Source organism: Mycobacterium sp. PTI7 (assembly GCF_056679845.1).
Genome location: NZ_CM155252.1, coordinates 2,657,036 through 2,677,576 on the forward strand (window position 1 = coordinate 2,657,036; position 20,541 = coordinate 2,677,576).

Consider the following 20,541-nt stretch of genomic DNA (forward strand, 5'->3'; position numbering starts at 1 on the left):
GTAGCGGTTGTCAATCCTCGGGTATCTCGCGTTCGATCTCGTCGAGCCACGTGCGCGCCGACATGTCCGACGGTGCGCGCCAGTCACCGCGCGGCGACAGCGAGCCGCCCGCCGACACCTTCGGACCGTTCGGCAGCGCGGAGCGCTTGAACTGGCTGAAGGAGTAGAACCGCTGCACGAAGACCGTCAGCCAGTGCCGGATCTCGGTCAGCGAGTACGACGGTCGGTCGTCTTCCGGGAAGCCCGCGGGCCAGTCGCCGTGCTCCGGGTCGCGCCAGGCGTGCCATGCCAGGAACGCCACCTTGGACGGCCGGAACCCGTAGCGCAGCACCTGGAACAGCGAGAAGTCCTGCAGCACATACGGACCCACCTTGGCCTGGCTGCTCTGCACCTCCTCGTCCTCACCCGAGGGAACGAGTTCGGGGGTGATCTCGGTGTCGACGACCGACTGCAACACCCGGTTGACGTCGTCGCCGAACTGCCCGGTGGAGATCACCCACCGGATGAGGTGCTGCACCAGCGTCTTCGGCACCCCACCGTTGACGTTGTAGTGCGACATCTGGTCGCCGACCCCGTAGGTCGACCAGCCCAGCGCGAGTTCGGACAGGTCACCGGTGCCCAGCACGATCCCGCCGCGCTGGTTGGCGAGCCGGAACAGGTAGTCGGTGCGCAGACCGGCCTGCACGTTCTCGAAGGTGACGTCGTAGACCTTCTCGCCGCGCGAGAAGGGGTGGTCCATCTCCGTGAGCATCAGAGACGCGGTGTCGCGGATGTCGATCTCGGCGAACGTGACCCCGAGCGCCTCGCTCAGCGCGATGGCGTTGCCCTTGGTGCGGTCGCCGGTCGCGAAGCCGGGCAGCGTGAACGCCAGGATGTCGCTGCGCGGCCTGCCCTCGCGGTCCATCGCCCGGGCGGCCACGATCAGGGCGTGGGTGGAGTCGAGCCCGCCGGAGACCCCGAGGACGATCTTCGGGTAGTTCAGTGCCCGTAGCCGCTGCTCGAGTCCCGACACCTGGATGCTGTACGCCTCGTAGCAGTCCTGCTCGAGGCGAGCGGGATCGGCGGGCACGAACGGCATCCGCTCGATCTCGCGGCGCAGGCCGATGTCGTCGGCCGGCGGATCGACGGTGAACGCGATGCGGCGGTAGCCGTCCACCCGCGCGGCGTGCTGGCGGCGGTTGTCGTCGAACGTGCCCATCCGGTTGCGTTCGGCGCGCAGCAGTTCGGTGTCGACGTCGGCGACCGACCGGCGCTCGCCCTTGGGGAAGCGCTCGGACTCGGCGAGCAGCACGCCGTTCTCGTAGATCATGGTCTGGCCGTCCCACGCCAGGTCGGTCGTGGACTCGCCCTCGCCGCCCGCGGCGTACACGTAGGCGGCCAGACACCGCGACGACGCCGACCGGGCCATCAGCTTGCGGTCCTCGGCGCGGCCGATGGTGATGGGGCTGCCGGACAGGTTCGCCAGCACCGTCGCGCCCGCCAGTGCGGCCTCCGCGCTCGGCGGCACCGGCACCCACATGTCCTCGCACACCTCGACGTGCAGCACGAAGCTGGGCAGATCGGTCGCCGCGAACAACAGGTCCGGCCCGAACGGGACCTCCTGGGTGCCGACGCGGATGGTCCCGCGCACGTCGTCGCCCGGGGCCATCTGCCTGCGCTCGTAGAACTCTCGGTAGGTCGGCAGGTAGGACTTCGGGACGACGCCCAGCACCGTCCCGCGGTGGATCAAGACGGCGGTGTTGTAGATCCTGTTCCGCCACCGCAGCGGGGCCCCGATCACCAGCACGGGCAGCAGCGCGGCCGATTCGGCGACGACCGTGGCGATCCCGCGCTCCACCGCGTCGAGCAGGGCCTCCTGCATCAGGATGTCCTCGATCGAGTACCCCGACAGCGTCAGTTCGGGGAACACCGCGAGCGCCACGCCGTCGGCGTCGCACTCCCGCGCCAGCGCCACTACCGACTCCGCGTTCGCGGCCGGGTCGGCGAGCGTCGTGTGGTGGGTACACGCGGCCACCCGGACGAAGCCGTGCCGGTAGGCGGAGTAGAAGCTCATCGGTTCGACCTCATGCGACCATCATTGCCCGGAAAGCGCGGAGACATGCACCGCCCCGGCGATCGGCGTCGGCCACCGCACCGGCGCGCCTATCCTGGATGGAGTGGACGCTCCGGATCTCGTCAGCCTGCTCGCAGGTCAACGCCTCGCCGTACTGACCGGTGCCGGACTGTCGACGGACTCCGGCATCCCTGACTACCGCGGGCCGGACTCGCCGCCGAGCAACCCGATGACCATCCGGCAGTTCACCTCGGATCGGGAGTACCGGCAGCGGTACTGGGCGCGCAACCACATCGGATGGCGGCACATGGCCGCGACGCTGCCCAACGCGGGCCACCGCGCGCTGGCCGCACTCGAGCGGGCCGGGGTGGTGCACGGCGTCATCACCCAGAACGTCGACCTGCTGCACACCAAGGCGGGCAGCCGCAACGTCGTCGACCTGCACGGCACCTACGCGCGGGTGGTCTGCCTCTCCTGCGGCTCGGGGATGTCGCGGGCCGACCTCGCCGACCGGCTCGAGGAACTCAACCCCGGCTTCATCGAACGCGCCGAACGCGTCGGCGGTATCGCCGTCGCACCGGACGCCGACGCCACGGTGACCGACACCTCGACGTTCCGCTTCGTCGACTGCCCGAACTGCGGCGGCATGCTCAAGCCCGACATCGTGTACTTCGGCGAGAGCGTGCCCAAAGCTCGAGTGCAGGAAGCCTTCTCGCTGGTGGACGCCGCCGACGCACTGCTGGTCGCGGGTTCGTCGCTGACGGTGTTCTCCGGATTGCGGTTCGTCCGCCACGCGGTCGCGGCGGGCAAGCCCGTCGCCATCGTCAACCGCGGCGCCACCCGCGGCGACCCCCTCGCCACCGTCAAGGTGGACGGCGGCTGCTCCGAACTGCTGGCCCTGCTGGCCGACGAACTGGCCGAGGTCGCTAGAAGGTGACCGGCAGGGATCGGATGGCGTGCACGAAGTTGCCCTCCACGTAGTCCGGTTCTCCCGCGGCCAGGTCGGGCAGCTGGGTGAGTAGTTCCCCGACCAGAGCACGCACCTGCGCCCGGGCGACGTGCGCACCGAGGCAGAAGTGCCGTCCCCCGCCGCCGAAGCCGACGTGCGGGTTGGGCTTGCGGCCGAGGTCGAGGACGTCGGGTCGGTCGAAGACGTCGGTGTCGTAGTTGCCCGACGAGTAGAACATCACGACCTTCTCCCCCGCGGCGATCCGCCGACCGCCGAGTTCGCAGTCGACGGCCGCGGTCCGCCGGAAGGTCATGACGGGCGTCGCCCACCGGACGAACTCCTCGACGGCGGTGCCGATCCGGTCGTCGAAGTCGGCGGCGAGCCATGCGCGCTGCGCGGGGAAGTCGGTGAGCGCCTTCACCGCGTGGCTGACGGTCTGACGGGTCGTGTCGTTGCCCGCGACCGAGAGCAGCACGAAGAACGCCGCCACCTCCGCATCGGTGAGGCGGTCGCCGTCCACCTCGGCGTGCACCAGCGCGCTGATCAGGTCGTCCCCGGGGTTCGCGCGCCGGTCCGCGGCCAGCGCGCCGGCGACCTGGTGCAGGTACATCTGGCTGCCGATCAGGACCTCGAGCCGGTTGCGGCCGTCGAGGAAGATCGGGTCCGCCCATGACACCATCGAGTCGACGGCCGTGACCACCTGCTCCCGCTCCGACTCCGGGATGCCCACCATGTCGGACAGCGTGCGGATCGGCAGTTCCTTGGCGCAGTGCGTGACGAAGTCGGATCCGCTTCCGGCGTCGCGCAGCTCGTCGACGATGGCCCGGGCGTTGAGCTGGATCGACTCCTCGATGCGGCGCACCTGGCGCGGCGTGAACGCCGAGTGCACCACCTTGCGGATCTGGGTGTGCCGCGGATCGTCCATCGCGAGGAAACTCTGCGAGGCCTCGAGCAGTTCCTCGGGGACGGTCTCGAAGATGACCCCCCGACCGGACAGGAACGTCTCGCTGTCGCGACTGACGGCGGCGATGTCGGCGTGCCGGGTGACCGCCCAGAACCCCGGGTCGTCGGGATCCTCCATGATCGGATCCTCGACCGGCGGATGCCAGCTGACCGGACGCTCGGCGCGCAGCACGGCGAAGGACTTCTCGCGGTCGACGGCGGTGGTGGCCCAGAACGCCCGCGACGAGAGGTCGATCGGGTCGTAGTCGCGGGCGGCGTCGGTTGTGAGCGGCGTCACGGTCATGGCGCAGACGATATGACTAGACACTGTGTCTAGTCAAGGTGTGTGTGCGCCGCTACGCTGTGACGATGTCGTCCGTGACCCGCAAGCCGCAGGCCGGCAGGCAGGAGCGGCGCGAGCGCATCGAGCGCCAACTGCTCGACGCCACCGACCGGTTGATGGCTGCGGGTGCCAGCTTCACGGAGCTGAGCGTCGACCGCCTCGCGACCGAAGCGGGCATCTCGCGCGCGAGCTTCTACGTCTACTTCGAGGACAAGGGGCACCTGCTGCGCCGACTGGCCGGTCAGGTGTTCGGCGACCTGGCCGACGCCGCGGAACGGTGGTGGAGCGTGGCGGAGCGGCGACGGTCCGCCGATGCCCACGCGGCGGTCACAGCGATCATCGCCGCCTACCGCCACCATCAGCCCCTGCTCATCGCGCTGGCCGAGATGTCGGCCTACGACCCGCAGGTGGGCGACACCTACGCCGAACTGCTGACCGGCATCGCCGCCCGGCTGACGTCGGTGATCGAGCACGGCCAGGCCGACGGCGTGATCCGGCGCGAACTTGCGCCCGCCACGACGGCGTCGACGCTGACCTGGATGGTGGAGCGGGCGTGCCACCAGAACCTGCCCGGCCGTCCCGAGTCATACGACTCCGAGCTGGCCGACAGCCTGACCCAGATCATCTGGGGCGCTCTGTATCTGGAGGTGCCCTAGACCGCGACGAGGTCGTCGGCGTGGACCGCCGGTCGGCGCATCTCGGCGGGGAGGTCAGAGGTGGATCGTCCGATCATCGTGGCGAGTTCGCCGGCCTCGTAGGCCACCACGCCGCGCGCCACCGTCACCTCGTCGGATCCCCGCAGTTCGACGACGTCGCCGCCGTGGAACCGGCCCGACACCGCCGTGATGCCTGCCGACAGCAGCGACTTGCGCTTCTCCAGCACCGCGCGGACCGCACCGTCGTCGAGGGTCAGCACACCGGTCGACTCCGCGGCGTAGCGCACCCAGAACCGCCGGGCCGACATCCGTTCGGGCCGTGGAGCGAACACGGTGCCCACCGATCCGTCGGACAGTGCGGTGGCCGCGTCCGCGGCCGCGGCCAGCAGCACAGGCACCCCGGCGTCGGCCGCGAGGAGCGCCGACGAGAGCTTCGAGGCCATTCCGCCGGTGCCGAGGCGACTGCCGCCACCGGCCACCACGCCGTCGAGGTCGTCGGGCGCGGCGACCTCGGAGATGAAGCGCGCGTCCGACTTCCGCGGGTCCGAGTCGTACAGCCCGTCGATGTCGGACAGCAGGATCAGAGCGTCTGCGCCGACGAGGTGCGCGACGAGCGCGGACAGCCGGTCGTTGTCGCCGAACCGGATCTCGTTGGTGGCGACGGTGTCGTTCTCGTTGACGATCGCCACGGCGTGCAGCGCCCGCAGCCGATCGAGGGTCCGCTGAGCGTTGTTGTGCTGCACCCGCATCGAGATGTCGTGGGCGGTCAGCAGGACCTGTCCCACCGTGCGCCGATAGCGGGCGAACGCGGCACTCCACGCGTTGACCAGGGCGACCTGCCCGACGCTGGCGGCTGCCTGCTTGGTGGCGAGGTCGGTGGGCCGCTTGGTGAGTCGCAGCGGTTCCATCCCCGCCGCGATGGCACCCGAGGACACGATCACCACGTCGGAGCCGGCCGCCATGCGGGCCTCGATGGCGTCGGCGAGGGCTTCGAGCCGTCCGGCGTCGAATTCACCCGACGCCGTGGTCAGCGCTGTGGTTCCCACCTTGACGACGACACTGCGCGCCGAACGGACTGCGTCGCGGTGTGCACTCGTCACTCGTCGTCGCCATCGGGGCGGCGACGCTCCTTGCGGGCGACCTTGCGCTCGGCGGCGCCGATCCGGTCGGACTGCTCGAGCCGGATGTCGGTGCCGCGTCCGGACATCGTGACGTCGACGCCCGCGGGTGTCTGCGGCTCCCAGTCGAACGTCATCCGGCCGATGGTGACCGCGCAGCCGGGGCGAGCGCCCTGCTTGAACAGCTCCTCCTCGACCCCGAGCCGGGCGAGCCGGTCGCCGAGGTATCCGACGGCCTCGTCGTTGGTGAAGTCGGTCTGCGACACCCACCGCTCGGGCCGGGTGCCGCGCACCACGTAGCCGCCCTCACCATCGGAGGTGACCGTGTAACCGGTGTCGTTGACGGCGACCGGGCGGATGATCGGCCGGCGCGGCGCCACCGCGGGCAGCGCGGCACGGTACGTGGCCACCATGTCCCACAACGCGAAGATCAACGGCCGCAGCCCATCCCGACGGACCGCGGACACCTCGAACACCGGCCAGCCGAACCGCTTGGCGACGTCGTCACGGATGAAGTCGGCCATGTCGTGCGCGTCGGGCACGTCGATCTTGTTGAGCACCACGGCGCGCGGACGGTCGGCGAGGTCGCCGAGCGTCGAATCGCCCCTCAGCGTCGGGGTGTAGGCGGCGAGTTCGGCCTCGAGCGCCTCGATGTCGGAGATGGGATCGCGCCCGGGCTCCATGGTCGCGCAGTCCACGACGTGGACCAGCACGGCGCACCGCTCGAGGTGGCGGAGGAATTCGAGTCCGAGTCCGCGGCCCTGCGACGCGCCGGGGATCAGCCCGGGGACGTCGGCGACGGTGAAGGTGTTGTCACCGGCGGACACGACGCCGAGGTTGGGTGCCAGCGTGGTGAACGGGTAGTCGGCGATCTTGGGCTTGGCCGCGGAGATCACCGAGACCAGCGACGACTTGCCTGCGGACGGGAACCCGATCAGGCCGACGTCGGCGACCGTCTTGAGTTCGAGGGTGAGGTCACGGGTCTGGCCCTCCTCGCCGAGCAGCGCGAAGCCGGGCGCCTTGCGGGCGCGGGACGCCAGGGCGGCGTTGCCGAGGCCGCCACGGCCACCGGACGCCGCATCGAACCGGGTGCCCTCGCCGACCAGGTCGGCGAGCAGGCGGCCGTCCTCGTCGAGGACGACCGTGCCGTCGGGGACGCGTACCTCGAGGTCGGCACCGGCCGCACCGTCGCGGTTGTTGCCCATCCCCTGCTTGCCCGACGGCGCGACCACGTGCGGGTGGAAGTGGAAGTCGAGCAGCGTGTGAACCTGCGGATCGACGACGAACACGATGCTGCCACCGTTGCCGCCGTTACCCCCGTCGGGACCACCGAGTGGCTTGAACTTCTCGCGGTGCACCGAGGCGCAGCCGTGGCCTCCGGTACCCGCCCGCGCATGAATGACGACGCGGTCGACGAAACGAGGCATCCTGAGTCCTTCCCGATGGTGAAGCTATGTGCTGAGACGTCCTGGGAGAACTCGCAGCAGCTTCACGTTCGCGGAAAGTCCTCGGGTGGTCAGGCTTCCTGAGTGGCGCCGGCAGGGACCTCGGTCCCGGGCCGCGCGATGCGCACGATGTTGACCGTCTTGCGTCCGCGCTTCTCGCCGAACTCCACGGCGCCAGGAGCGGTCGCGAAGAGGGTGTCGTCGCCACCGCGGCCGACGTTCACGCCGGGGTGGAAGTGGGTGCCGCGCTGACGAACGATGATCTCGCCAGCTTTGACGACCTGGCCGCCGAACCGCTTCACGCCGAGGCGCTGTGAGTTCGAATCGCGACCGTTGCGTGAGCTGGAAGCGCCCTTCTTGTGTGCCATTGGTTCGCTCCCCTACTACTTGATTCCGGTGACTTTGACGACCGTCAGCTTCTGCCGGTGGCCCTGCCGCTTGTGGTAGCCGGTCTTGTTCTTGAACTTGTGGATGCGGATCTTCGGGCCCTTGGTGTGCTCGAGCACCTCAGCCGTGACCGCGACCTTCTCCAGGTCCTTGGCGGCCGTGGTGACGTTCGCACCGTCGACGACCAGCGCCACGGGCAGCGACACCGAGTCGCCGGCCTCGAGTTCCAGCTTCTCGACCTTGACTATGTCTCCGACCGCGACCTTGTACTGCTTGCCGCCGGTCTTGACGATTGCGTACGTCGCCATCGTTGTCGTCATCCTCTACGTCTGTGTTGCGGGCGCGCGCTGCCCGAGGGCATGCGTGCGTGGGTCTTGGTTCGCGGATCCTCGGTGTCCGAATGGACCCGCTGCCACCGGCTCAGATGATCACGGAGCCGACAGACAACTGCACAAGATTACGTGACCAGCGGGTAAGGGGTCAAACCGCCTCCGCCGCAGGTCGGATCACCCATCCTGACTCGGAGGTCCCGCAGGCCGGGCGGCCGCGCGTCGTCGGGCCGGCCTGGACGGCGCCACCGAGAGGACTTCGTCGTCCTCGTCGTCGTCGTCATCCTCGTCGTCCGAGTCGTCGTCGTCGTCGTCCGAGTCGTCGTCGTCATCCGAGTCGTCGTCGGAGTCGTCGTCGATCACCTCGATGTCGTCGTCGTCTTCGTCGTCATCGTCTTCGTCGTCGTCGAGGACGTCGTCGGTGTCCTCGTCCTCGGTGTCGTCCTCGGTGTCGTCCTCGGACTCGTCGAAGTCGGTGTCGTCGGGCGTCTCGTCGGCGATCAGCGCGGGCGCGATCGTCTCGTCCTCGCCCTCGTCGCCGGCGTTCTCGTCGTCGATCGGCTCGCCGTTCTCGTCGTGGCGCCCGTTGGCGGCAGCCATCGCCTTGAACATGGGGTGATCGCTCGCGCCGTGGTTCGGGACCTTGGCCATCGGGACGGCCTCCGCCACGACCTCCTCGGTGCGGCCACCCTTCTTGCCGCGCTTGCTCCGGCGGCCGGTGCCCGGCTCGGCCTTGCGGCCGCCTTGGGCCGGTGCGCCCGAGTCGACCGGATCGCCGTGCAGCATCAGGCCGCGACCGGCGCAGTGCGTGCACGTCGTCGAGAACGCCTCGATCAGCCCGGTGCCGAGCTTCTTTCGGGTCAGCTGCACCAGGCCGAGCGAGGTGACCTCGGAGACCTGGTGGCGGGTGCGGTCGCGGGCCAGCGCCTCAGTCAGCCTGCGCAGGACGAGGTCGCGGTTCTGCTCGAGCACCATGTCGATGAAGTCGATGACGATGATGCCGCCGATGTCGCGCAACCGCAGCTGCCGCACGGTTTCCTCGGCGGCCTCCAGGTTGTTGCGCGTGACGGTCTGCTCGAGGTTGCCGCCCGACCCGGTGAACTTGCCGGTGTTGACGTCGACGACGGTCATGGCCTCGGTGCGGTCGATCACCAGCGTGCCGCCCGACGGCAACCACACCTTGCGGTCCATGGCCTTGGTGAGCTGCTCGTCGATGCGGTGCACGGCGAAGACGTCGGGTCCGTCGGGTCCACCGGCGGGGGCGTACCTGGTCATGCGCGGGACCAGCTCCGGCGCGACCGCTCGCACGTACTCGTCGATGGTCTGCCAGGCGTCGTCACCGGACACGATCAGACCGGAGAAGTCCTCGTTGAACAGGTCGCGGATGACCTTGACCAGGACGTCGGGCTCCTCGTACAGCGTGAGCGCGGCGCCGGCGGCCTTGGCGGTCAGCTCGGTGGCCTTGGCCTCGATCTCGGTCCAGCGTTCCTGCAGACGGTTGACGTCGGTGCGGATGTCCTCTTCCTTGACGCCCTCCGAGGCGGTGCGGATGATCACGCCCGCATCGGACGGGACGACCTCGCGCAGGATCTCCTTGAGACGCTGCCGCTCGGTGTCGGGAAGCTTGCGGCTGATGCCGGTGGACGAGGCGCCGGGCACGTACACCAGGTAGCGGCCCGCGAGCGAGATCTGCGTGGTCAGGCGGGCGCCCTTGTGTCCGACAGGGTCCTTGCTGACCTGCACGACGACGTAGTCACCGGGCTTGAGGGCCTGCTCGATCTTGCGCTGCGCGCCGCCGAGACCTGCGGCCTCCCAGTTGACCTCGCCGGCGTAGAGGACGCCGTTGCGGCCGCGGCCGATGTCGACGAACGCCGCCTCCATCGAGGGCAGCACGTTCTGCACGATCCCGAGGTAGATGTTGCCGACCAGGGACGCCGACGCGGCCGACGTCACGAAGTGTTCGACGACGACGCCGTCCTCGAGCACCGCGATCTGCGTGTAGCGGGCGCCCTCGTGCGGCGGTTCGGTGCGGACCTTGTCGCGCACCACCATGACGCGCTCCACGGCCTCGCGGCGGGCGAGGAACTCGGCTTCGCTCAGGATCGGGGGACGACGGCGTCCTGCGTCGCGACCGTCACGGCGGCGCTGGCGCTTGGCCTCCAGCCGGGTCGACCCGCTGATGCCCTGGATCTCGTCGGACTTGGCAGGCTTCTCGGCCCGGGCCCGCGGGGCCCGTTCGTGCACGACGGTGTTCGGCGGATCGTCGGGGGCGGCGGGATCGTCGCTGTCGGCGGCGCCACCGGACTTGCGCCGACGACGCCTCCGCCTGCGCTTGCTGGCGCCGTCGCCACCGGAGTTCTCGTCGTCGCCGGAGTCGTCGTCCTCGTCGTCGTCGGAGTCGTCGTCGGAGTCGGTGGACTCTGTGGGCTCGGTGGGCTCGTCGTCGTCACCGTCGGAGGACTCGTCGCCGCCCTGCTCGCCGCGGCCGCGGCCGCGGCCGCGCCTGCCACGGCGGCGGCGGCGGTTCGCGGGCGGATCACCGGAGTCATCGTCCGAGTCGGCCGACGTGTCGTCGGCATCGTCGTCGTCGGTGTCGTCCTCGTCGTCGTCGTCCTCCACGACCGCCTTGGCGGCCCGGAACGTCTCGAACGACACCGGTTGCGGTGCGACGAAGAGCGGCAGGTAGTCCGCCGGGGCGGCGACCGGGGGTTTCGGGGTCTCGAGCAGCAGCCGGGATTCGGGCTCGTCACCCTCCACGATCTCGATGGAGTCGACCACCTCGGTGTCGATCACCACGATCGGTGCCGCGTCGAAGTCCGGTTCGACCAGTTCCTCGTCGACCACGGCCTGGGGGTCGTCGACGGTGGGGACGGCGTCCGAGTCGGCCTCGACGACGTCGTCGGTCGGGCCTGCATCGGTCAGCTCGGCAGGGGGATCCTGCTCGTGCTGGCTGTCTTCGGGCTGATCTTGGGTAGGCGCATCATGGGCCACGAAATCTCCTCAGCCCCCGGGCGCGTCATGTCGACGCGGCCACGCGAGGGCTTCCGCTATGAGCCCGAGGGGTTCCCCGGGCTTGTATGGTCTCGCTCCGGGCGGCTCGTGGTGAGCCCCCGATGCCTGGCTGAATGATGGTTGGACGGTCGGCGCCACACCCTTGATACGCATGGGTGGTCGCGCTCGTCCAAGTCTTCATCCGGATGCCCGATTCTGGTAGTGAACCGGTTACCCGACGCCAGTATCCCACACCGCTGCGGCGAAACCGACGAGGTGCCGTCGGTTGGAGGACGGACAGCTAACGCCCGGGGAACCAGAGATCGATCTCGCGAGCCGCGGACTCGGGCGAATCCGAGCCGTGGACGAGGTTGTCCTGGGTGACGAGGGCCAGGTCAGCGCGGATCGTGCCGGGCGTGGCCTTCTCCACCGGATCGGTGCCGCCGGCGATCTGACGGAACGCGGCAATGGCACGCGGGCCCTCGATGACGGCGGCGACCACGGGACCCGAGGTGATGAATTCCAGCAGCGACGGGAAGAACGGCTTGTCCTCGTGCTCCGCGTAGTGCGCGCGGGCGACCTCGTCGGTCACGGTCTTGAGTTCCAGGGCGGCGATGGTCAGCCCCTTGCGCTCGATGCGGCCGAGGATCTCCCCGACGAGTTGACGCCGAACGCCGTCGGGCTTGACCAGGACAAGGGTTCGTTCGATCGCGTCAGTCACGGCGCACAGCGTACCGGTCAGTCCTGAACGTTCTGCTGCCCCGGCAGTTCCCCGCGATCCTGGCGCCGCTTGACCTCGGCCCGCAGGTACGCGATCAGCAGCCAGACGGCCACGAACACCACGCCGATGAAGGCGATGGCGGGATGGATGAACACTCCCGCCACGAGCAGACCCTGGATGCCGAGGTTCGCCGAGAGCGCCCACGACCTGCCCTGCACGCCGGACATCAGCACGAGCACGACGGCCATGCCGATCAGGAAGCCGCCCGACCACACGGTGAGGCCGCCCTGCGACATCGACACGACGGGCAGTGCCAGCAGCACGACGATCGCCTCGAGGATGAGCGTGCCCGCCATGACGCCGCGGAAGCTGCGCCACGGGTCGGGCGGGGCGGGGGCGTCGGGTGGTGGTGCGGTCACTGTGGGTCCCGTCCGAAGAGTGTGCGTGCGGCCCCGGCGGTGACGACGGAGCCCGTGATGACCATGCCCGAACCGGAGAAGCCGTCGTCCTCCCCCGCCTGCTCCACCATCGCGGTCGCGGTTTCGATGGCATCGGGAAGGGTGGCGGCGGTGACGACGCGTTCGGGCCCGAACCGCTCCTCGGCGCGCATCGCGAGCGATTCGACGTCCATCGCGCGCGGCGAGCCGTTGTGGGTGACGACGATGACGTCGAATGCCGGCTCGAGGGCGGCCAGCATCCCGTCGACGTCCTTGTCCGCCATCACCGACACCACGCCGACGAGGTAGCGGAAGTCGAACTCCTGCTCCAGCGTGGTGGCCAGTGCCGCGGCGCCCGCAGGATTGTGGGCGGCGTCGATGAAGACGGTGGGCGCGCTACGCATGCGTTCGAGTCGGCCGGGGCTGGCGACGGAGGCGAAGCCGGCCCGGACCGCGTCGACGTCGAGCTGGCGGTCGGCACCCGCACCGAAGAACGCCTCGACCGCCGCCAGCGCCAGGACCGCGTTGTGCGCCTGGTGCTCACCGTGCAGCGGGAGGAAGACGTCGGTGTAGGTACCGCTCAGACCCTGCAGCTCGAGAAGCTGTCCGCCGACGGCGATCTCGCGACCGAGGACCGCGAACTCGGAGTCCTCGCGGGCGACGGCGGCGTCGCTGCGGACCGCCTGTGCGAGCAGCGCCTCCATGGCCTCGGGTGGCTGCCTGCCGATCACCGCGACGGTGTCGACCGGCACGAGGTCGTCCTTGGCCTTCACGATGATGCCGGCCTTCTCGCCGGCGATCTCGGCCACCGTGTCGCCGAGGTACTCGGTGTGGTCGATGCCGATCGGCGTGATGACGGCGACCGGCGCGTCGACGACGTTGGTGGCGTCCCACCGCCCGCCCATCCCGACCTCGACCACCGCGACGTCCACCGGAGCGTCCGCGAACGCGGCGAACGCCATCGCGGTGAGCACCTCGAACTTGCTCATCTTCGGCCCGCCGGTGGCCTCCGACTGCTGGTCGACGAGTTCGACGAACGGCTCGATCTCGCGGTAGGTCTCGACGTAGCGCGCCGGGGTGATGGGTAGCCCGTCGATCGCGATGCGCTCGACCGCCGACTGCAGGTGTGGGCTGGTGGTGCGTCCGGTCCGCCGGTGCAGGGCGATCAGCAGCGCGTCGATCAACCGGACCACCGACGTCTTGCCGTTGGTGCCCGCCACGTGGATGCTCGGGTAGGCCCGCTGCGGCGAGCCCAGCAGTTCCATCAGGGCGCTGATCCGGGCCGTGCTCGGCTCGAGCTTGGTCTCGGGCCAGCGCTGGTCCAGGAGGTGCTCGACCTGGAGCAGCGAGGCGATCTCGTCGGGGGTGGGTTCGGGTGACGTCACGGTCGGCTATCCGCCCGCCGGGAGGCCGGCGAGGCGACCGGAGATCCGCTCGACCTCCTCGGCCGCCAATTGCCTACGGCCGCGGATCTTCTCGACGACGGGCTCGGGCGCCTTGGCGAGGAACGCCTCGTTGCCGAGCTTGCCGGTGGTCTGGGCCAGTTCCTTCTGCGCGGCGGCCAGGTCCTTCTCGAGCCGGCGGCGTTCGGCGGCCACGTCGACCGTGCCCGACGTGTCGAGTTCGACGGTGACGGTCCCCTGCGACAGTCGCACTTCGACCGACGCCGAGGGCGCGAACCCGTCGGCGGGTTCGGTGAGCCACGCCAGCGACGCCACGGCGGCCACCTGCGTGTCGAGGTCGGCCCCGCCGATCCCGACGAGCCGGGCCGGCACGCGCTGCCGATCGCCCAGCCCCTGATCGCTGCGGAAGCGTCGCACCTCGGTCACCAGTCGCTGCATGTCGGTGATCCGTTGCACCGCAGTCGCATCGGTCGTGTGCCCGGACGGCTCGGGCCACTGGGCCACCACCAGCGACTCGCCGCCGGTGAGCGTCTTCCACAGGGTCTCGGTGACGAACGGCATCACCGGGTGCAGCAGTTTGAGCAGCGAGTCGAGGACCGCTGCGAGCACCGCGTTGGTGGGACCGGCGGGGTCGCCGGCGAGCTGGACCTTGGCCAATTCGAGGTACCAGTCGCAGAACTCGTCCCATGCGAAGTGGTAGAGCGCCTCGCAGGCGCGACTGAACTCGTAGCCGTCGAGCGTCGAATCCACCTCTGCGCGAACCTCTTCGAGCCGCCCGAGGATCCAGCGATCTGCGTCGGTGAGGGCGTCGGCCGCGGGTAGCGGTGCTGGCGCCGCGCCGTTCATCAGTGCGAACTTGGTCGCGTTGAAGAGCTTGGTCGCGAAGTTGCGCGAGGCTCGGGCGTGGTCCTCGCCGATGGACAGGTCACCGCCGGGACTGGCGCCACGCGCCAGCGTGAACCGCAGCGCGTCGGCGCCGAACGTCTCGACCCAGTCGAGGGGGTCGATGCCGTTGCCCTTCGACTTGCTCATCTTGCGGCCGAACTCGTCGCGGATCAGACCGTGCAGGAAGACGTTCTCGAAGGGCACCTGCGGACCACGCGCCCCGCCGGAGGTGATGACGTCGTCGTCGCCGACGAACGTCCCGAACATCATCATGCGCGCCACCCAGAAGAAGAGGATGTCGTATCCGGTGACGAGAACGCTGGTGGGATAGAACTTCTCGAGTTCGGGCGTGCTCTCGGGCCAGCCCATCGTCGAGAAGGGCCACAGCGCCGACGAGAACCAGGTGTCGAGGACGTCGGGGTCCTGCTCCCAGCCCTCGGGCGGGGTCTCGTCGGGTCCGACGCAGACCTTCTGGCCGTCGGGACCGTGCCAGATGGGGATGCGGTGTCCCCACCACAGCTGCCGCGAGATGCACCAGTCGTGCATGTCGTCCACCCAGGCGAACCACCGCGGTTCCAGGCTCTTGGGGTGGATCACCGTGTCGCCGTTGCGGACCGCGTCGCCCGCCGCCTTGGCCAGCGACTCGACCTTGACCCACCACTGCAGCGACAGCCGCGGTTCGATGGGCTCGCCGCTGCGCTCCGAGTGGCCCACGCTGTGCAGGTAAGGACGCTTCTCGGCGACGATGCGGCCCTGCTCGGCGAGCGCCTCGCGCACGGCCACCCGCGCCTCGAAGCGGTCCATCCCGTCGAATCGGGTGCCCGTGCCGGTGATCCGGCCGCGGGTGTCCAGGATCGACGGCATCGGCAGGTCGTGACGGACGCCGATCTCGAAGTCGTTGGGGTCGTGGGCGGGGGTCACCTTGACGGCACCGGTGCCGAATTCGGGGTCGACGTGCGCGTCGGCCACGATCACGATCGTGGTGTCGAGGAACGGGTGCGGCAGGGTCTGCCCGACCAGCGCGCGGTACCGGTCGTCGTCGGGGTGCACCGCGACCGCGGTGTCGCCCAGCATGGTCTCCATCCGGGTGGTGGCGACCACGATGTGCGGCTCGTCGTCGTTCATCGAGCCGTACCGGAACGACACCAGCTCACCCTCGACGTCCTCGTACTTCACCTCGAGGTCGGAGATGGCCGTCTCGAGCACGGGCGACCAGTTGACCAGGCGCTCGGCCTGGTAGATCAGCCCGGTGTCGTACAGCTTCTTGAAGATGGTCCGGACGGCGCGGGACAGTCCGTCGTCCATCGTGAAGCGGTCACGACTCCAGTCGACGCCGTCTCCGATGCGGCGCATCTGCGCGCCGATGGTGCCGCCGGACTCGCGCTTCCAGTCCCACACCTTGTCGATGAACAGTTCGCGGCCGAAGTCCTCCTTGGACTTGCCGTCGACGGCCAGCTGCTTCTCCACCAGCGTCTGCGTCGCGATGCCGGCATGGTCCATACCCGGCAGCCACAGCACCTCATAGCCCTGCATGCGCTTGCGACGGGTGAGCACGTCCATGATCGTGTGGTCGAGGGCGTGCCCCATGTGCAGGCTGCCGGTGACGTTCGGGGGCGGGAGCACGATGGAGTACGGCGGCTTGGTGCTGGACGGGTCCGCGGTGAAGTATCCGGCGTCCACCCAGCCCTGGTACAGCTCGCTCTCCACCTCGCCCGGGTCCCACGACTTCGGCAGGGCGGAGACCCCGGGGTTGTCGGAGGGCTGCGAAGAGTCGGTCACCTCCACATTCTAGGAAGACCGCACGGCCGGGTGTCGACGCGGTTCGCCCCAGCGGCGCGTCGGGCTACTTCTTGCCGCCGAGCAGCCCGCCGAGGATGTCGCCGAGTCCGCCGCCGCCCTGGTTGCCGCCGAGCACGCTGCCCAGGATGCTGCCCAGCGGATTGTCGGCGCCGCCCTGCCCGCCGCCCTGGCCCCCACCCAGGATGCTGCCCAGGACGTCGCCGAGTCCCCCGCCGGAGGACTGCTGTCCGGTCGCGGTGCCGCCGCCCGACAACTTCTTGCCGATGTAGGCCAGCACGATCGGCGTGAGGATGGGCAGCAGTTTCTTGATCAGCTCCGAGTTGCCGCCACCACCGCCCGCGAGCGCCGACGCCACCTGGCCGGTGTCGTTGCCGCCGAAGATCTTGGCGACGGCCTTGGAGCCGTCGGCCTCGTCGACCTGGCCGACGTCGACGCCGCCGTCGAGCAGTCCACGCGCGGCATGGCTGCCTGCGGCGTTCTCGATGCCGGCGGCCTTGCCCGGGTCCTGGGCGTTCTGCTGGAGACCGCCGACGAGCAACGGGACGAGATTTCGGACGGCGCCGTCCACCTCACCCTGGTCGGCACCCAACCGGGCCGCGATCTGGGCCGTGGGGATCTGGTCGAACAGTTCGTCGAGGCCGGCCATGACGTGTCCACCTTCGTCGCTGGGATGTCAGTCGATCCACTGCGACACTAGCCGCCGTGACGCGGACCCACGCGGGTTCTCCGCTCCCGGGTTCAGGCCAGACGTTCGGTGGTCAGCGTGACCCCGGCGCCCGGGAAGCGGGCGAGCAGCGCGTCGCCCATCGCGGCCGCCGGCGTCAGCACGCCGTGCAGGTCGGACAGGTCGTCGCGGTCCAGCGCGAGCGCCAGGCCGCACTCGCCGAGCAGCACCGAGGTGGCCTTGTACCCGGGATCGCCCTGCTGCGACATCGTCGCGCGGTAGCGGGCGCCGGACGTGGTCGTCGTGTACGTCTCGACCGTGTAATGCCCCTTCTCCCGGGTGCTTTCGCTGGGTCCGGTGCCGGGCTTGGGCAGCATGCGATCGATCAGGCCGCGGGGCAGCTTGTTGAAGTACCGGCCGCCGAGGCCGAGCATCGCGACGTTCGCGGCGGTGTCGACGGCCGCGGCGATGGGGGCGACGATCGAGGACCCCATGCTCATGGTCTCGGCGTAGCGGAACGTGCGGCCGTAGGACCAGTCGAGCAGGGCGTTGCTGCGTCGGACGATCCGGGAGTTCGGCGCGCCCATCGCGAATGCGCCCGCCCAGATGCCGTCGAGTTCGGGCGCGATCTCGCGGCCGCGGCGCCACGGGGTGTCGGTCTGGTGGCCGAGGTCCGGTTCGGCGCCACGATCGGTGGACAGCGTGTACGGGTCGTTCATCTCGCGTCGCGCCTCGGGGTCGGACGACGCGGTGTCCAGCACCTCGAGCATCGAGGCGAGCGTGCCACCGGAGACCCCGCCCGCGAAGCGGCGCACGACGAGCGTCGTGTCCCCCAGCTGGCCGGTGCCGTCCTGCTCGGCCTGCCGGTGCAGCGCGTAGACGCTGAGGTCGGACGGAATGGAGTCGAAACCGCAGGCGTGCACGATCCGCGCGCCGGTGTCGGCGGCCTGCTTGTGGTAGGTGTCGATGCTGTCGCGGACGAACATCGTCTCGCCGGTGAGGTCGGCGTAGTCCGTCCCGGCAGCGGCACACGCGGACACCAGCGGCAGGCCGTACTTGGTGTAGGGGCCGACCGTCGTCACGACCACGCGGGTGCGCGACGCCATGTCGTTGAGCGTGGACGGCTGCGACGCGTCGGCCTCGATCAGTGCCCAGTCGGCGGCGGTGGGTCCGAGGGTGTCCCGCACGCCCCGCAGCTTCGCCGGCGACCGGCCGGCCAGCGCGATGCGGGCATCACCCCCGTGCCTCGCGAGGTAGTCGGCGGTGAGTTTGCCGACGAATCCGGTGGCGCCGTACAGGACGATGTCGAACTCTCGCTGTGCTGCGGTCATGCTTTCAAACTACCGGTCGGCGCTCGGCCGTCCGGGTTCAGCCGAGGGCTTCGGGCAGGTCCTCGTCGAGGCCGAGGAGGTGCACGCCGAGGAAGGACGTCACCACCTGGTACCAGATCTTGGCGTGCTGCGGCGAGGTGATCCAGTGCCCCTCGTCGGGGTAGTACAGGAAGCGGTGTGGACTCGAGCCGTCGGCGGCGGCGGGCGACGCCGACGACGCGAGCAATTCGTACCAGAGCCGCAGCGCCTCTCCGATCGGCACGCGGTAGTCCTCGTCGCCGTGGATGACGAGCATCGGCGTGCGGATGTCCCGCACGTGCCGGTGCGGTGAGTTGCGGTCGGTCATCTCGGCCGTCATCTCACGGGCCCACCAGTCGGCGCCGTCGGTGGTGTGGGCGAACTGGTCGAGCGCCCACAGGCTCGCGTGGGTGACGATCGCCCGGAATCGGTTCGTGTGACCGGCGATCCAGTTGGCCATGTAGCCGCCGAACGAGCCGCCCATCGCGGCCGTCCGCGTGCCGTCGACGCGTGGGTGCCCCAGTGCGGAGTCCGTCGCAGCCATCAGGTCGGTGTAGGGCGCCTCGCCCCACGCCCCCCAGCCCCGCTGGACGAAGTCCTGACCGTAGCCGGTCGACAGGGCGGGATCGGGCAGCAGGACGGCGTATCCGCGGGCCGCGAGCAACCAGGGGCACCATCGCCAATGCCAGGCGTTCCAGCTGTTGAGCGGTCCCCCATGGATCCACAGGACGAGCGGCGCGGGTGCGGAATCGTCCGGTAGCACCAGCCACGACCGGATGGTGGTGCCGTCCGAGGCGAGGGCGGTGGTCTCGACGAGTTCACCAGGGAGGGCGGTCCTTTCGACGCACGGCAGTTCGGTGGCCACGCCGTCGGTGCCGACGCGCACGGGGTGCGCCGGGGCCAGGTACGAGCTGCGCAGCGCGACGAAGCCGCCACCCGGCAGCGGGATCACGTTCGTGTAGGTGAAGTCGTCGTCGGTCAGGCGGGTGACCGACGAGTCCGCCGGATCGATCGCGAAGACCGGGCCGCGCCCGTTCTCGTCGGCGGTGACCAGCAGTACGGATCCGTCCCGGGCCCACGCGACCGACGTCGGCCAGCGATCCCACTCCGCGCCCACATGCACGGGCTCTTCGCCGAACGTCAGACACCACAGTGTGATTCGCGGTGCGTCGGAGGGCGTGCTGAACGACTCGCGCAGATAGGCGACGCGTGCGCCGTCGGGCGACAGCACCGGATGACCGAGATCCGCGTCGGGGTCGTCCACCAGGATCGTCTGCTCGCCGGTGGTGGTGTCGCAGCGCATCAGGAGCACCCGACTGGAGGCGTCCGGCGCGGGGACCCGCCAGGTGATGACGGCGAACTCGCCGTCGCTGCTCAGGTCGACGTCGGCCTCACGCAGTGCGGATCCGGGATGCGGGGTGAGATCGCGGACTCCGTCGACGCGAAGCAGGTGCGGTTGGGCCGGACCGAGGTCGTGGTCCCAGTGGCGGACCGGATATCCCGAGTGCAGGATCGCCGTCACCTTGCCGTCCTTGCGCAGCGCGCGCAGGCGCCGGTCCTCCGCCACGTCGCCGGCCGACGGCAGCAGGGAGGCGCGGACGATCACGACGTCGGCGTCGGTGGCCGGGATCGCGCCGTCGACGCCTCCCGCGAGCGCCAGTTCCAGCTGGGCCTCACCGCCCGTCGCCGGGAGCCGCCACAGCGCGGGCGGCGGTGCGGGCTCGTCCGCTGTCTGTCTCTTGGCGAGGAAGAGAAGGTCGCCGTCGTGGGCAAAGACGGGTGCGGACTCCCCGGCGGCACCGTGCGTGAGCCGACGGGCGGGTTCGACGGCGTCGACGTCGAGTTCCCATATGGCACTGAGGAGTTCGGTGGATGCATCGTTCAGTCGGGAGATCGTGGTGACGACGCGGGATCCGTCGGGCGACACGGCGAGGACGGCCACGCGCGGAAGTCCGAGGAAGGCGTCGAGGTCGTGAAACGGCGTCGGGGTCACGCATCCGTGGTAGCACACGCCGGGGCGTGGAGTGGGGACGAGGAGTGGGGACGACGACGATCGACGCGGCCGACCC

At 70.0% G+C, this 20,541-nt stretch carries 16 protein-coding genes; 2 read left to right on the forward strand and 14 right to left on the reverse strand.

The window, feature by feature from the left end:
• Window positions 1-10: 10 nt before the first annotated feature.
• Window positions 11-2,053: an NAD(+) synthase gene (locus tag AC1MEY_RS12760; RefSeq protein WP_480230976.1), complete on the reverse strand. Its 2,043-nt coding sequence runs from the start codon at window positions 2,051-2,053 to the stop codon at window positions 11-13.
• Between the two features lie 103 nt (window positions 2,054-2,156).
• Between AC1MEY_RS12760 and AC1MEY_RS12765 the strand changes: the two genes are divergently transcribed.
• Window positions 2,157-2,990, forward strand: a complete 834-nt coding sequence (locus AC1MEY_RS12765; RefSeq protein ID WP_480230977.1) for an NAD-dependent protein deacetylase — start codon at window positions 2,157-2,159, stop codon at window positions 2,988-2,990.
• Here AC1MEY_RS12765 and AC1MEY_RS12770 read toward each other — a convergent pair.
• Window positions 2,980-4,248 (reverse strand): cytochrome P450, encoded by a 1,269-nt coding sequence (locus AC1MEY_RS12770; RefSeq protein ID WP_480230978.1) that lies wholly within the window; start codon window positions 4,246-4,248, stop codon window positions 2,980-2,982. The two genes, AC1MEY_RS12765 and AC1MEY_RS12770, sit on opposite strands and share 11 nt — an antisense overlap.
• Before the next feature lie 65 nt (window positions 4,249-4,313).
• On the opposite strand from AC1MEY_RS12770, the gene AC1MEY_RS12775 reads away from it, so the two are divergent.
• Complete coding sequence (locus AC1MEY_RS12775) at window positions 4,314-4,943, forward strand: TetR/AcrR family transcriptional regulator (RefSeq protein ID WP_480230979.1); 630 nt, start codon at window positions 4,314-4,316, stop codon at window positions 4,941-4,943.
• Here the strand turns inward: AC1MEY_RS12775 and proB are convergent.
• From proB to AC1MEY_RS12835, 12 genes are all read right to left on the reverse strand, one after another.
• Window positions 4,940-6,043 (reverse strand): glutamate 5-kinase, encoded by a 1,104-nt coding sequence (proB, locus tag AC1MEY_RS12780; protein ID WP_480230980.1) that lies wholly within the window; start codon window positions 6,041-6,043, stop codon window positions 4,940-4,942. The genes AC1MEY_RS12775 and proB overlap by 4 nt on opposite strands.
• Window positions 6,040-7,488, reverse strand: a complete 1,449-nt coding sequence (obgE, locus tag AC1MEY_RS12785; protein WP_480230981.1) for a GTPase ObgE — start codon at window positions 7,486-7,488, stop codon at window positions 6,040-6,042. The genes proB and obgE overlap by 4 nt, the downstream gene beginning before the upstream one ends.
• An 89-nt stretch (window positions 7,489-7,577) precedes the next feature.
• On the reverse strand, window positions 7,578-7,874 hold the full coding sequence (rpmA, locus tag AC1MEY_RS12790) for a 50S ribosomal protein L27 (RefSeq protein ID WP_480230982.1): 297 nt from the start codon (window positions 7,872-7,874) through the stop codon (window positions 7,578-7,580).
• A 15-nt stretch (window positions 7,875-7,889) separates the two neighbouring features.
• Entirely contained in the window at window positions 7,890-8,201 is a 312-nt protein-coding gene (rplU, locus tag AC1MEY_RS12795; RefSeq protein ID WP_264036031.1) for a 50S ribosomal protein L21, read from the reverse strand.
• A 198-nt stretch (window positions 8,202-8,399) separates the two neighbouring features.
• Complete coding sequence (rne, locus tag AC1MEY_RS12800) at window positions 8,400-11,213, reverse strand: ribonuclease E (RefSeq protein WP_480230983.1); 2,814 nt, start codon at window positions 11,211-11,213, stop codon at window positions 8,400-8,402.
• A 301-nt stretch (window positions 11,214-11,514) separates the two neighbouring features.
• The gene (ndk, locus tag AC1MEY_RS12805; RefSeq protein WP_480231452.1) at window positions 11,515-11,922 is read right to left on the reverse strand and encodes a nucleoside-diphosphate kinase; all 408 of its coding nucleotides are present in this window, start codon (window positions 11,920-11,922) and stop codon (window positions 11,515-11,517) included.
• 29 nt (window positions 11,923-11,951) lie between these two features.
• Complete coding sequence (locus AC1MEY_RS12810; protein WP_480231453.1) at window positions 11,952-12,290, reverse strand: DUF4233 domain-containing protein; 339 nt, start codon at window positions 12,288-12,290, stop codon at window positions 11,952-11,954.
• A gap of 59 nt (window positions 12,291-12,349) precedes the next feature.
• Window positions 12,350-13,756: a bifunctional tetrahydrofolate synthase/dihydrofolate synthase gene (gene folC / locus AC1MEY_RS12815; RefSeq protein ID WP_480230984.1), complete on the reverse strand. Its 1,407-nt coding sequence runs from the start codon at window positions 13,754-13,756 to the stop codon at window positions 12,350-12,352.
• A 6-nt stretch (window positions 13,757-13,762) separates the two neighbouring features.
• Window positions 13,763-16,438 carry a valine--tRNA ligase gene (locus AC1MEY_RS12820; RefSeq protein WP_480230985.1) on the reverse strand — a complete coding sequence of 892 codons (2,676 nt, stop codon included), beginning with the start codon at window positions 16,436-16,438 and terminating at the stop codon, window positions 13,763-13,765.
• Window positions 16,439-16,502: 64 nt separating this feature from the next.
• Window positions 16,503-17,105 carry a DUF937 domain-containing protein gene (locus AC1MEY_RS12825; RefSeq protein ID WP_480230986.1) on the reverse strand — a complete coding sequence of 201 codons (603 nt, stop codon included), beginning with the start codon at window positions 17,103-17,105 and terminating at the stop codon, window positions 16,503-16,505.
• A 92-nt stretch (window positions 17,106-17,197) separates the two neighbouring features.
• Window positions 17,198-18,454: a saccharopine dehydrogenase family protein gene (locus tag AC1MEY_RS12830; protein WP_480230987.1), complete on the reverse strand. Its 1,257-nt coding sequence runs from the start codon at window positions 18,452-18,454 to the stop codon at window positions 17,198-17,200.
• Window positions 18,455-18,491: 37 nt separating this feature from the next.
• Complete coding sequence (locus tag AC1MEY_RS12835) at window positions 18,492-20,465, reverse strand: S9 family peptidase (RefSeq protein ID WP_480230988.1); 1,974 nt, start codon at window positions 20,463-20,465, stop codon at window positions 18,492-18,494.
• Window positions 20,466-20,541 lie beyond the last annotated feature (76 nt).